This is a genomic window from Pseudalkalibacillus salsuginis (assembly GCF_021646685.1).
Lineage (GTDB): Bacteria > Bacillota > Bacilli > Bacillales > Fictibacillaceae > Pseudalkalibacillus > Pseudalkalibacillus salsuginis.
The window spans coordinates 1-13,254 of the sequence record NZ_JAKJHW010000009.1; the positions used below are offsets into that span (position 1 = coordinate 1).

Consider the following 13,254-nt stretch of genomic DNA (forward strand, 5'->3'; position numbering starts at 1 on the left):
AAGAATTCAACACCCAATCAAGGGTGAACCTAACAAATTCTATTGTACTAGAAAAAGTACATTCGTACATGTATTATTACAACTATATACGACCGTTTACTAAATTAAACTGCCACAGTCCCGTTGAATTTAGGGTTGCGGCAGCATAGGTGTTTTTTTCGTGTTCCATTCTACTGGGTCAGTTCAGTGATCCTGTCTGGTTTCTTCATTATCTTTTTATGAAGCTATTTTATTTGCCCTTTTCAGGTTTCCCTGGTTTGCCTGGTTTACCAGGGTTTTGGTTTCCTATGAATTTTAGGACATCATATGGTGATTCTACTGCACCAGCATTATTGATGACTAGTGCTTTTGCCCTTGACTCATTCACTGTTACTTTTACTTCTTCCGTTTTACCAGCTGGAACACTCAAGCTATTGGTTTCAAAGCTTAGAGATGGTTGCTGGGTGTTATATGAAATCCAACCTGCTTCATTTCCATCTGGTAATTCAGAATCTTGACCCCAAGCAACAACCTGGTAATTGAATTCACCATTTTCACCCGCTATTAAACTATTAGGAACTGGTAATCCCATGTATGCATTGTTCCAGGATCCGCCTAGATCCACATAGTATAGTGGCGTGGAGCTTTCTTTAGCTGCATTATAAAGCACAGAGACTTGATCACCTGTTGCGTCTGTCCCACTGAATGTACCCAAATCGATGTTATAAAGAATGTATTCTGAATTTCCATCACCATTATTATCAATATATACATTGAATTCTACCAGATTAGGAGAATCCCATGCTTCCTCTGTAGTGGCGATAAATTCGGTTACTCCGCCTTCTGATCGTACTCCAACCGCTCTCAGGTCTTGATAATCTTCAATTGAAGCTTCTGCACGATCAAGATCCCCGAATTCGAAGAGATCTGTTTGAGAATCAGTGGCCGCTTTGTTTTGAAGTTTTACTAAGTCTTTTGCAGCCTTTGCTTTGACATCACTTACTTTTTCCACAACGGCCTGGTAAGGAATTCTTGTGACTTCCCCATTATTGTCTGTTAAAACAACATATCCATCCAGCTCATGAAGTCCAGCTTCGTCACTTAACCCAGCTGCTTCGATCGCAAAGTCGAGTGTTAGTTTTTTGCTGTGACCAGCCTTTACCTCAATCTTTCCAGGGACTTTTACTGTCAATGGACCAGACATTTCACCATGACGGTTTTGCCAAGATACGGTGTATGCTTTTGCTTCTGTATCTTTATTTGTAACTTTAAGATCTTTTACTTTTTCTTCCGTTACTTTATCACTGACAGCCGTATATCCAAGTGAAATCGCCTGCGGATAGGCCACTGTAGTCGCTTCTGCCGCTTCAGCTACTTGTACTCGTCCAGCACCTTGACGGGAAAGCGGATATACTTCTTCGCTCAAATTTTGGATTGGCGTCGATGTATTCATGATCAACGATTTGATTTCTTCTGTGCTCCAATCCGGGTGGACCTGTCTTAACAATGCCGCTACACCAGCAATATGCGGTGCCGCCATTGACGTTCCACTCATCAATGTCCCTGCATCACCGGTACCGAAGGCTGCAGATCGGATATCGAATCCAGGAGCAGAAATTTCCGGTTTAAAACTCCCATCTCCACGTCCTGGTCCCTTTGAACTGAAGGATGCAATCGTATCAGCAAGCTGAGGCTTCGGAATTTTAATTTCGTCAGAGAGTGTCAAGTTTACAGTTTCCCCATTTTTAAGTGCTCCTTTTAACAGGTTACCGTTTACTTGGCTGATCATAACCCCTGGGATGTCTACCGGGTCTCCACCCATCGTTATTGGATCCCCCGCAGAATTATTAACAACAACTGCTGCAGTAGCCCCTCCATTTAGTACATTTTTTAATTTTTCAGTAAATGCACATGTACCACGATCGAGCAATGCAATTTTATCGGTCGGATCTCCAGCCAATTCATCGCCATTACACGCTCGTCCAACATAAACAACATCATTTGTAACTGGTCCAGCTTCGGATAATGGGGTTGTAATTGCTCCTTCGACCGCTTCGTATTGGCCAGCAATACTTTCAGGAGAATTGACGTTATATCCCCCTACTACGACTCCATCATCTACTGAAGCAGCAACACTTATAGCTTTTTCTGCTACAGCCGGTGAACCTGTGATATATGGACCATTCCCAGAGTTTCCTGCTGAAGCGACGACGATGATTCCAGCATCTACTGCTAGATTCGTAGCAACCGCAGTTGGATCATTGGGATGGCCATAAGAGGAACCAAGTGACATATTCACAACATCTACATGGTCAGAAACATCCCCATCACCATTCGGGTCTGCTGCCATCTCTAATGCCTGTGTCGTAACGCCCGTTGATCCTGATTTTCCAAAGACTTTATAAGCATACAGGAGGGCATCAGGTGCAACACCTTTTCCAATATTACCTTCAACTTCTTGCCCTGCAACTGTTGCACCAACGTGTGAACCATGCCCCTGTTCATCAAGTGGATCCGCATCAGGCATCGGTACACGCTTAGCAGGATCTTCAGAACCCGCGTCATAATCCGTACCTACGAAATCATAACCACCTATGACTTTTGCAGTTGGGAAGCTTCCATCTTCAATTACATTCGGATTGTTGGAGTCATAGGCTTCAGTGGTTCCTTCTCCGCCGAATGCAGCGTGTGTATAATCGATTCCAGTATCAATGACGGCTACCGTAATTCCTTCACCAGTTACGTTGACGCCATCAACCGTTTTCTCCCAAACTTGAGGAGCGCCGATGAAATCAACACTTGTGTCATTGTGTAATTCCACTGGATTTACTGGATAGATCGCTTTTACTTCACTCAGTTCTGCAAGCTCATTTAGTGTGCTCCTCTTTGCTTGGATAAAAAGACCATTGTAGATCTTTTCATAGCTGGTGATGATTTTTCCATTATCTTTTGTAATTTTATCTTTAGCACGCTTTTTGTCATTAACCAGTTTGTTTGCATGATTCTTTTGTGAGTTCTTACTAAGTTTTTGGCCATTTGCTTTCTCATTGATGTATTCCTTTAAAACTGGATCCCCTTTAAACTGAACTATGACCTCAACAACCTCATCCATGTTCGCGCCTCGTGGCATTACTTCTTGAGCAATTTTACCATCTGTGTCTAATGCTTTAACCTCGGTGTAGTGATCCGTCATTGCATCAGCAGGTAATGTTGCGGTCCCCATGAGTAACCCCATGGCTAGTGCAATCATACCAGCCCTATTCATTCCCCTTTTTAGTCTAAAATTCATCCTCATTCTCCCTTCTCTTTCTACAATAAACAATGCTATGTACATATTTATTGCAAATTTCCATACAAAACCTTTTATTCCACATAACTCTAGTAGTCTCCTGTTATATTTACAAAAGTTTTCAAAATATGATAAAAGTTCTGTTATTTCTACAAAATGGGTTGACAGTATCTAAGACTTTGACGGTGCCTGGTACACTTTGAAAAGCGTTGGGGGAGAAGAGATTTAAAACGGTGCCAGGAACCATCTGAGAAGCCTTGCGGCGCAAGGGATTTGAGATGGTGCCTGGCACCGATTAAGAAGTCTTGGTATAATTCTTATCCGGTACCTGGTACAGGGGAATGTGCAGAGGAATTGTACAGAGGGTTTTTAAATTACACCGATTTCCGGCCAGTGGAGTTCGATTCCTTGTTGGTGGAGGTGGGCTTGGAAGTCCTGTAATAGAGCGCTGTTGTGACGGACTGCCCTTGGTTCGACGCCTTTTTCGTGAGCGAAGGCAGCCAGATAACCGGCGGATTCACCGATGTTCCATTCGACAGGATGGACTCGGAAGCAGCCGTTCGTAATATGGGTCGCACCGATGTTTTTACTTCCGGTGATGAGATTCTTCATTCGGATAGGCAGCAGCGTCCCGAGCGGGATTTCGAAAGGGAGGCTAGGTGTATAGAACAGCTGTTTGGTGACAATCGTCGGATGAAGATCGATCCGGTAACAGCCGACACCTACTGAATCTTCAACCTTCTTGATTCCTTTATTACCACGGTACTCAGCATTGATATCTTGTTCCTTGACCGTCACCTCCGCCTTAATTCGGCGTGATTCACGGATATAAGGGTACATCGCGAGACCATCATTGGTTCCTGCAACATCCCTTCTCAAGCGTAATCCAGGATAACCAGTCCCTCCATCATGCCTCGGTGCTTCCACCTGCATCCAATAAAGAAGGGACAAACTTAATTGCTTGGCTCCTTCCAAATGTGTCTGCCGTTCCTCTTCACTGACTTCATAGATCGGACCGAGCCAATAATCGTTTTGCGGCCAGTTGATCAAAGAAAGGTCACCGTCTGCAAAGCCGTCACGGAATAGCGTTTTATCAAGAGCCCTTCGATATTCCCAGAGTGAAAACAACCCTTGCTGTGGGAAAAGTGTGAATAACTTCGATTTTCCAGTCGCTGCATCTGGTCCGAACCAGCTTAATTGTTTATGATCCAAGAAATCCGCCTGATAGTTTTTCCAAAACTCATACTGCTCCGGTTTTTCGATGGTATGGTCTTCACCTTCGAGATAATCGACCGCAAAACAATGGGTGGTGGATTGCATATCAAGTGGTTCTGCCTTACCCTCCAATCCATGGGGCTCCCCGGTCTCTCCCTTTGACTCGGCCCCTGTCACATATTCAATACCCGCCAATGGCAGAAGATCCCCACATTCCGTTGCATCAATGAACAGCGACCCGCTTATCGTGACTTCACCTTCCACTTCTAAACCCCGGATTGTGACAGAACGTACCTTATCCCCACTCGTCTCTACAGCCACTGGTCGATACTCCAAAAGTACCGTGATCCTGCCAGTATGGATAAAGGGTGCCAGCATATCATTCAATACTGCCAGTGAGATTCTGGGGTCATGCGAGATCCGGCTTACGAGGGCGTTGCCTGGATTCAGCCTTGGATTGTTCCTGGCCGCTTCTTTCAACGGATAATTCCGGCGATAATAGTCCCGGACACGGTTGCGGAACGCACGGTAAGTACCTGTGCATCCAAATTGTTCGATCCATTTATGTTCATCAGGCGGGACGAGTTGACTCGTCAGCTGACCACCGATCCGGCCCGTTTCCTCTGTCAGGATCACCTTCTTACCCATTTTGGCAGCAGATAGTGCGGCCATACTCCCGCCAAGTCCGCCCCCAATGACGATGATGTCACCATGCAATTCTTTACTCATATGATCGACTCCTTTAAAAATGGCTGTATGTACGCGGGACTTGATCAAAAGGTGCCAGCAAATCGGTTTCATGAGACCCTGAAAATGCGAAAATCTGAATTTGAGGTACTCATAAGAGTTTCATGAGACCCCGAAAACGCGAAAATCTGAATTTGAGGTAACCATAAAAGCTTCATGAGACCCTGAAAATGCGAAAATCTGAATTTGAGGTACTCATAAAAGCTTCATGAGACCCTGAAAACGCGAAAATCTGAATTTGAGGTACTCATAAAAGCTTCATGAGACCCTGAAAACGCGAAAATCTGAATTCGGGGTACCCATAAAAGCTTCATGAGACCCTGAAAATGCGAAAATCTGAATTTGGGGTACTCATAAGAGCTTGTTTCATGATTCGGGCTGACCACCATGAGCCAGCCCGAAATCTAGTTATTTATTATCTCTGACCATCTTCAACAAACCTGGGATCTGGTGAGGCGGTTTGGACTCTTCTGCAAATTCCTCCTCGATGATGTCCCACCAGCCAAACTGTTCAAAATAGACGAGGTCGAACAGCATGATTCCATGTGTCCTTTCCATAACTGCTCTCAAGCCTCTACGAAACTGTTCTGGATCTCCTTTGTATTGATTCAGATACAAGCTTCCATAGACAAAGGTCGCTTCATTCACGACATCGAAAGCGATATCAGCTGACCCCTCAACGCTATACCAATCAGGATTTCCCGAAGCAATCCCTTCCTCACGTGTAACATCCCTGAAGTAGTTCCCCGTCATAAGGAAGTCGAGTACTTCAGCATACCCTGTTTTTCCGTAGTCAGGGCTCGCCCAATCATAATCCGGCTGGTGGGTCCTGCTTGCCCAGTTCACGCCTTCACTATAGTAGAGCGGATACCAAGCTCCGACATACGTACTGAAAAACAGGGAGGAATCCTTCTCATGGACGAGCTGCTCAGCCTGTTTGAAGAAGTCCTGGATGTTGCCTGCTCTCCACTCGATCCACTTTTGGTAATGCGGTCCTGGAATCCGTTCTTGTCCTTCCTCAGTGAATTCCACTCTGAAAATGTCCTCTGGCCAGTTTTCTACGGTTTCACCGATATAGTCTTCGAACTGCTCACGGCTCAAGTCACTGAAATCAGCGTTGATGTTCGAATAACGGGCCCGGTCAAGGACAATCCCGTCTACATCATAGTTGCTGATAATTTCATCGATGATGCTTAACTCATAATTCCGGACGTCCTCACGGATCGGATTGGTGAACGTTGAAAATGAAGGGTATTCCGATGCAGGGACCAATTCTGTCTTTGATGCGGAGTAATCAAGTTCATCCCCAACCTTAACGTTCTCAAGGATCCATGTTCTCGCTTCCCCGTGACCTGATAGGACAACGCCATCATCCGGCACTTCAACAGCTGGAGCTCTATATGTACGGTCGATTACTTCCGTTACAACTCCATCTGTGATCTGGACTTCGGCTCCCCATTGGTTTGCAGGGGAAACATCATATTTTGCTGGTGTATACATGACCAATTGGTTTGAACCTCTTGTCGTGTTCACTCCGGTAATATCAAAGGTTTCTCCATTTGCGGCCTCTGCGATCCGGGAAGCCATATAGAACGTTGTCTGCCATTGTGGATTTTCAAAGGCTGGACCGTCTTTATAGTCGTTGTTTCCTTCAGAGAAAACATTGACGTTCGCATGAACCTGGATATCAAACTTATGGGCTTCCTTTATCACTTCCGTAAGCAAGTCATACCCCTCAGGGAACTCGTGGTAATTCGTAATCTTGGATGTGCTCATGTGCGGGGCGATCTTACTCAAATAACCAACAAAACCTGTGTAATTCTTTACATCTAGGATGATCGTATCAATGTTTGCTCTGGCGGTTTTCTCTACGATGTTCTTCACTTTTTCCGGGGTATTCAAGTTTTGGATATTGGCTGAAAGGTCATACCATAAAATCCTCGCTTTCTTGTCATCTTCATTTACGAGGTCTTGAAGTGCTTGATGCCTTGATTTGTCATTTCCTGTTGCAGTCGCCGGTATAACAAGGCTCATCACCAGGACAACGGACAGTAGAATACCGAAAAGTTTTTTCATCTAATCCCTCCGAAAATTCAATTGAACAAGCCGCAGTGATAAAAGTGACAGGAATGTTCAGATGTCGAGCAACGTACCACCTCCTTAAAAAACTTGATTAGGTTTAATCCCTCTCCAGACAAATACTCAGGCCGATTTCAAACGTACGATTCCAGGGCAGATCAATGTTTTGGATGTTGAGCTTGTATTCACCCCATTGAGGCATCTCCTCTAAAGCTTTCATAAACTGTCTACGAACTACTTCGAGGAGCTCTTGTTCATCCACCCCCGCTTCATCCACTTGCTCCCTCACAGTTTGACGGACGACAGATTGATAGAGATAGTCGTCTAAAAACCGATGAATCAACACTCCCATATGCCTCTTTTTAAACTCCGATTCCAGTAGAAATCCTTTCCGTTTATGTAGATGAACCATTGCAGAATGGGCAATGACCGTCCCGAGCGAATTTCCTGCTGTATTCCAGCCAGCATAACCGGAAAGCATTCCGAAAAAACCCGATTCCAGCAACCTCGGCATAAGGGCTGGATCCGATCCGTTGGCATAAGCAAGATCAGCGACCGCTACATCTTTCCCTTCTCCAAGGTAGTGTTTGATCCTCAACATCCATTCCCCTAGATTCCGATCGTTTGTGTCGACTTCGGCTAGATCCATTTGCAGAGCAAGATCTCCCTGTTTTTTCCCTGGTACATTGACAGCTAGTAAAATATCCGCTTCAGATGGGGTTTCTACTGTAAACGAACCGAAAGCGTAGACTTGTCCTTTGACAGATTCATAGATCGGCCTGTCTTCATATCTAGCGGGAGTGAGTGCGCCTTTTTGCCCACTGAAAAAAGGTTGATAGATCGGCTTCACTACGTTTTCCAACTCATAGATCATCCTGGCGACCAATGTACTTGCCACCTCGTCTGCACCTGGATAGATGAAAACTTTCTCAAATAAACGCCGTTTGCTGACTTCCTCTGATAACCATTCCTGCTCCTGGATATTCATCCCGTACTCCGCTGTATCATCTTGAGGGAAAACCAGAATATCGAATAACCCCTCTTCCACATCATCCAGCAGAGAACGGTTGATCGAAAAATTCCGATCTCTCGTATTTTGGTAATCTCGTAAAATGACATCCGGTATCTTCAGCCTCAACTCCTCTACCCTCTTCATGGAGATAGGATCCTTCGTTTTCGAATGACAGTGGGTGTGATACGAAAATTGCCAGATTTCTTTTCCGTAACGGTTCCAGTACTCCTTCTCCTCTTCATTCACGTATGAATCGGAAAGTCGCATCGTGGCACTGAACCCCATGATTTTCAGCTCTGGTTTTGCCTCTTTCAGATCTTTTAAAACTTGAATGCGTTCACGGACCTGTTCTACAGTAGCCTCTGAAATTCGTGAAGGGACTAACCCTCCATAACCGAGCATATCAATCGAGACGACAATCCCGTCGACTTTATCTGCTGTTTCCTTCAACCAGTCTTGGAGGCTGTCAAGACTGCCGGGTTCTTTCAAAAAACCGAGTTCGTTACGTTCCGGTACGAGAACCTCCCATCCACCGATCGCGGCGAGTTGTCTTGGCAGGTCTCTCGTAACAGGTCTTCCGTCGACTGGAAGCAATGCTATTTTTCGTTTCATCGCTACTCCTATCCTTTCTCTCAAAAAAGTTGACAGCACCCTTATCCTTTTACGGCCCCACTAGTTGCCCCTTTGATGAAGTAGCGCTGGAGGATGAGGAAGAAAATGATGATCGGCAATACCGAAATGACAGATCCTGCAGCAATCAGCCTCCAGTCTGCGGAAAACAGCCCGGTGAGCGCATTCAGTCCTAATGGCAGGGTGTACATTTTCTGATCATCGAGAATGATCAACGGCCACAGGAAATCCCCCCATGCCATCACGAACGTAAAAATGGCAAGCGTGACCACTGAAGGTTTTACAAGTGGTAGCAGGATCCTCCACCAGATTTGGAAGCTGTTCGCTCCATCCATCCGTGCCGATTCGTCGAGCTCATATGGGATTGTGATGAAGGCCTGGCGCATCAAAAATATTCCGAATGCGGTCGTCGCGTGTGGCAGGATCAACCCTGCATAGGTGTTCTTCAACCCAAGATCGAGGGACAGGATATAGATCGGGATCATCAACAGCTGGAATGGAATCATCATCGTACTGATGATGAGAATAAAAATGATGTTTTTCCCTTTGAAATTCATCCTTGCAAGCGGGTAAGCTGCAAAGGAACAGAACAGGACATTGAGCAGGACCGTAAAAAAGCCGACGATCGTACTGTTCATCAAATAGGTCCAGAAAGGAAAAGCATCCATGACTCTAGAAAAGTTGCCTAGCGTCGGGCTTTCCGGAATGAACTTTGGTGGATAACTGAAAATATTTTCATGCCCTGATTTCAATGCCGTCGAAAGGAGCCATAAAAATGGACCGAGCATTCCGAGTGCCACGATGATCAAAAGCAAATAGACCAAGATTTTCTTGAGCAGGACTTTTGTTTTAATGTTCATCATTGGACGTGTTTGAACAGTGATCGGTCGATGTTTCTTTCCGGTAACAGGCGTTTCCACTTTTTCTCCCCCCTTATGCTACGTTTTCTTTTTTGCCCATCAGTTTCAAATTGACGATCGAAAAGATGAGCGTAATGAGAAAGAGTACAACTCCGGCAGCACTGGCATACCCCATGTTCAGTTTTTCAAATGCCTCTTGATAGATATAGAACACGAGCGTTTTCGAACTGTTCAACGGGCCGCCGCCAGTCATGATATAGATCTCTTCAAACACTTTCATGGCTGCAATCGACGACATCACCGTCACAATGATAATGGATGGCATCAGCATCGGAATCGTGATACGGATCGTCTGTTGCCACTTGTTCGCCCCATCGATCTCTGCCGCTTCGTATAAATTTGAGGGAATGGATTGAAGGCCAGCCAGGTAGATGACCATGTAATACCCCAATCCCTTCCAGACCGTCACCGCCATGACCGCGAAAAGTGCCGTCTTTTCAGAGGTGAGCCAGTGGACAGAACCGTTGATCAGCCCGACGACTTCCAGCAAGTAGTTGAGGACGCCTTTTTCCGCATAGACCCACTCCCATGTGATCCCAACGACAACCCAGGAGGTGACAACCGGTATGTAATAGGCTGACCGGAAAAAACCGATACCTTTCAGCTTTTGGTTGACCAGGATTGCAAGGAAGATCGGTAAAATGATAAGAGCGGGGACGACTCCAACAAGATAAATCAGTGTCTGAATGAGCGTCTTCCAAAACATACCGTCTTCAAAAAGCCGTTGATAGTTTTCCGTACCGGTGAAGGCCGGGTCGGTGATCATATTATAGTCTGTAAAACTTAACCATATTGCTTGCAGCAACGGATAAAAAATGAAAGCCCCCAGAATTACACAACCAGGCAGCAAAAACAAATAGGGTGTCAAAACGTTCTGTTTCACACCTCTCCCCCCTTACTCATTGCATCGAATAACAGCTTGACTGCTCCGATCATGCCAGCTTTGTTTCCGAGAGCCGCTGGGAGAACATCCAGGTTGACATCCTTTCCTGTCAGTTTTTCTATTAACACATCCCACCATTGATCCTTCGATTCGATTACCCCGCCACCAATGATGACTGCTTCGGGATCGATGCTTACGGAAAGGTTATAGACGACAAGTGCCAGATCATCAAGATACCTCTCAACGATCGGCTGGATTTTTCGGTCGCCAGCCTGGAACGCCTCAAAGAGATCTGCGCCATTTGTGTAGGTTCTTCCAGACTGTCCATTAGCGGTTTTCACTAAAGCTGTACCGGATAAATATTGTTCGATGCATCCTCTATTTCCACAGTTACACGCACGTCCCTCAGGATAAAGGATGACGTGTCCCCATTCACCGCCGTTCCAAAGATTACCCCGGAAGATTTTCCGACGGATCATATTCGCACCGCCTACACCCGTGCCAAGCGTCAGGAAGGTTACTGAGTCATAGATCTCCCCTCTATTCCACCATTCACCTGCCAGTGCTGCATTCGCATCATTATCAATAAAGGCAGGAAGTGCGTATGTATTGGTGATGAACTCACGCAGGTTGATGCCTTGCCAGCCAGGAAGATTGGCCGTACTATAAATGACCTTGCCACGATCTACGTCGACTCTGCCTGCGGTGCCGATCCCGATTCCCATGATTTCCGTTTCGTTTTCAAGCAGTTGATCGATCGTTGTTGTCAAGGTTGCCAGGATACCGTTTCGGCCTTCGGATCTATTGGTTTGTATGGTGACCTGATGATGAATCTTTCTTTTTTCGTCAACAATAGCCCCTTTGATTGTGGTACCGCCTATATCGATTCCGATCGCTTTCATCGTTTCACCATCTTAATAGATCTTATTGACAACCGATTGTGCCGTCTTTTCTTTCATTTCCAATGCCACATCCTTATGCTTGAGGGCAAGCCCTGTACATAAAAGGTCGATGACGAACAGCTGGGAGATCTTTGCAGCAAGGGAACTCCCTTCAAGAGGCGATTCTTTCCCCCCGTTAATGAGCACAGCATCAGCAATTCTGGTGATTGGTGATCTTGCATGGTAAGTGACCGCGATCGTTTTCGCACCATTTTCTTTCGCGATTTTCAACGAATCGATCGTGTCTTTCGTACTGCCCGAAACTGTAATTCCGATGACGAGATCATTTCCAGAAAGGGTAGCAGCCGTCATCGACTGGATGTGCGGATCAATCACCGCGTCTACTCTCCTGCCTATTCTGAGGAAACGGTTCTTGGCATCCAGGGCGGTCAATCCAGAAGTCCCGACACCGAAAAAGTGTACGGAAGATGCATGATCGATCATGTCAATCGCTTTATTGATCGCCTCCTCACTATTCATGGACACTGTTTCGTGAATCGCATTGATCGTGTAGGAAGAAATCATTGTAAATAAATCATTTTGAACAGGTGACCCCGGTTCTTCCCCTGCCTTGTTCGCCAAATCCTTGGCGATCGCCAGCTTGAACTCCTGATAGCCTTTCAGACCGATTTTCCGGCAAAAACGGAGTACGGTCGTTTCCCCGACTTCTGCTGCATCTGCAAGATCGGTCACAGAATAATAGATCACCTGATCAAGCTGCTGCACGACGATATCTGCAACTTTCTGCTCTGATTTGGTAAGGGAAGGAAAGTAACTGTTAATCAACCCTTTTATATTTCCTGTCTGATTCACCTGTTTCACTGTCATCCGCATTGCCTTCTTTCTTTATAAAATCAGTGTATCTTCTCGTGATTTCTTGAGGTCTGGTGATGGCAGAACCGACGACGACACAATGTGCCCCAAGTCGAAGAGCTTGCCGTGCATCCTCTGGCGAATGGTATTTTCCTTCTGCGAACACTGGAATCGCAAATCGTTTCGCCAATCGTTCCACCAGTTGGAAATCCGGTCCTTTCAAGGGCGGAGAATAGGTTGTATAGCCTGACAACGTGGTCGATATGCAGTCCGCTCCAACAGCCGCTGCCCTCACACCTTCTTCATACGTTGAAACATCAGCCATCACCAGTTTTTTATGACTGTGGATCAACTTGATCAATTGTTCAATTTCTTGTCCCCTTGGGCGTTCTCTCATTGTGGAATCGATCGCAATGATGTCAACATCCACTCTTATCAATTCCTCAACTTCATCGCAAGTAGGGGTGATGTATATTTCACTGTCTGGATACGATTTTTTCACTAAACCGATGATGGGAAGGTTGATCAATTTTTTAATTTCAAGGATATCTTCAGTGCCATTAGCCCTGATCCCTACAGCACCTCCGATTTGCGCGGCTTTTGCCATCTTCGCCATCATTTCTGATCCATGGAGCGGCTCATCCTCAAGCGCCTGGCAGGAGACGATCAACCCTCCTTTTAACTGTTGAAATACCGTTAATGGTTCCATCTCTCTACATATCACCACTCTTTAAATCTTTTTGTCA

The 13,254-nt window shown here is 45.6% G+C and carries 10 protein-coding genes; 1 reads left to right on the plus strand and 9 read right to left on the minus strand.

What is annotated here, in order from left to right; translation table 11 throughout:
• Window positions 1–23 precede the first annotated feature (23 nt).
• Window positions 24–149: an IS3 family transposase gene (locus tag L1611_RS17740; RefSeq protein ID WP_486659994.1), complete on the plus strand. Its 126-nt coding sequence runs from the start codon at window positions 24–26 to the stop codon at window positions 147–149.
• Between the two features lie 80 nt (window positions 150–229).
• Here L1611_RS17740 and L1611_RS17745 read toward each other — a convergent pair whose 3' ends face one another.
• The 9 genes from L1611_RS17745 to L1611_RS17785 form a co-directional block, all read right to left on the minus strand.
• The gene (locus L1611_RS17745) at window positions 230–3,268 is read right to left on the minus strand and encodes a S8 family serine peptidase (protein WP_236315054.1); all 3,039 of its coding nucleotides are present in this window, start codon (window positions 3,266–3,268) and stop codon (window positions 230–232) included.
• Window positions 3,269–3,637: 369 nt separating this feature from the next.
• Window positions 3,638–5,212: an FAD-dependent oxidoreductase gene (locus L1611_RS17750; RefSeq protein ID WP_236315055.1), complete on the minus strand. Its 1,575-nt coding sequence runs from the start codon at window positions 5,210–5,212 to the stop codon at window positions 3,638–3,640.
• A 426-nt stretch (window positions 5,213–5,638) separates the two neighbouring features.
• Window positions 5,639–7,306 (minus strand): alpha amylase family protein, encoded by a 1,668-nt coding sequence (locus L1611_RS17755; protein ID WP_236315056.1) that lies wholly within the window; start codon window positions 7,304–7,306, stop codon window positions 5,639–5,641.
• A gap of 103 nt (window positions 7,307–7,409) precedes the next feature.
• The gene (locus L1611_RS17760; RefSeq protein ID WP_236315057.1) at window positions 7,410–8,933 is read right to left on the minus strand and encodes a DUF4127 family protein; all 1,524 of its coding nucleotides are present in this window, start codon (window positions 8,931–8,933) and stop codon (window positions 7,410–7,412) included.
• A gap of 41 nt (window positions 8,934–8,974) precedes the next feature.
• Window positions 8,975–9,871 (minus strand): carbohydrate ABC transporter permease, encoded by an 897-nt coding sequence (locus tag L1611_RS17765; protein WP_236315058.1) that lies wholly within the window; start codon window positions 9,869–9,871, stop codon window positions 8,975–8,977.
• A gap of 13 nt (window positions 9,872–9,884) precedes the next feature.
• The gene (locus L1611_RS17770; protein WP_236315059.1) at window positions 9,885–10,754 is read right to left on the minus strand and encodes a carbohydrate ABC transporter permease; all 870 of its coding nucleotides are present in this window, start codon (window positions 10,752–10,754) and stop codon (window positions 9,885–9,887) included.
• Window positions 10,751–11,656 (minus strand): ROK family protein, encoded by a 906-nt coding sequence (locus tag L1611_RS17775; protein ID WP_236315060.1) that lies wholly within the window; start codon window positions 11,654–11,656, stop codon window positions 10,751–10,753. Before L1611_RS17775 ends, L1611_RS17770 begins: the two co-directional genes overlap by 4 nt.
• A 12-nt stretch (window positions 11,657–11,668) precedes the next feature.
• Window positions 11,669–12,523: a MurR/RpiR family transcriptional regulator gene (locus tag L1611_RS17780; RefSeq protein ID WP_236315061.1), complete on the minus strand. Its 855-nt coding sequence runs from the start codon at window positions 12,521–12,523 to the stop codon at window positions 11,669–11,671.
• Window positions 12,474–13,217, minus strand: a complete 744-nt coding sequence (locus L1611_RS17785) for an N-acetylmannosamine-6-phosphate 2-epimerase (RefSeq protein WP_236315062.1) — start codon at window positions 13,215–13,217, stop codon at window positions 12,474–12,476. Before L1611_RS17785 ends, L1611_RS17780 begins: the two co-directional genes overlap by 50 nt.
• Window positions 13,218–13,254 lie beyond the last annotated feature (37 nt).

Coding starts and splice junctions, on each gene's coding strand:
- L1611_RS17755 (WP_236315056.1), bottom strand. CDS start 7,306: ATGAAAAAACTTTTCGGTATTCTACTGTCCGTTGTCCTGGTGATGAGC.
- L1611_RS17785 (WP_236315062.1), bottom strand. CDS start 13,217: ATGGAACCATTAACGGTATTTCAACAGTTAAAAGGAGGGTTGATCGTC.
- L1611_RS17760 (WP_236315057.1), bottom strand. CDS start 8,933: ATGAAACGAAAAATAGCATTGCTTCCAGTCGACGGAAGACCTGTTACG.
- L1611_RS17775 (WP_236315060.1), bottom strand. CDS start 11,656: ATGAAAGCGATCGGAATCGATATAGGCGGTACCACAATCAAAGGGGCT.
- L1611_RS17750 (WP_236315055.1), bottom strand. CDS start 5,212: ATGAGTAAAGAATTGCATGGTGACATCATCGTCATTGGGGGCGGACTT.
- L1611_RS17780 (WP_236315061.1), bottom strand. CDS start 12,523: ATGACAGTGAAACAGGTGAATCAGACAGGAAATATAAAAGGGTTGATT.
- L1611_RS17745 (WP_236315054.1), bottom strand. CDS start 3,268: ATGAATTTTAGACTAAAAAGGGGAATGAATAGGGCTGGTATGATTGCA.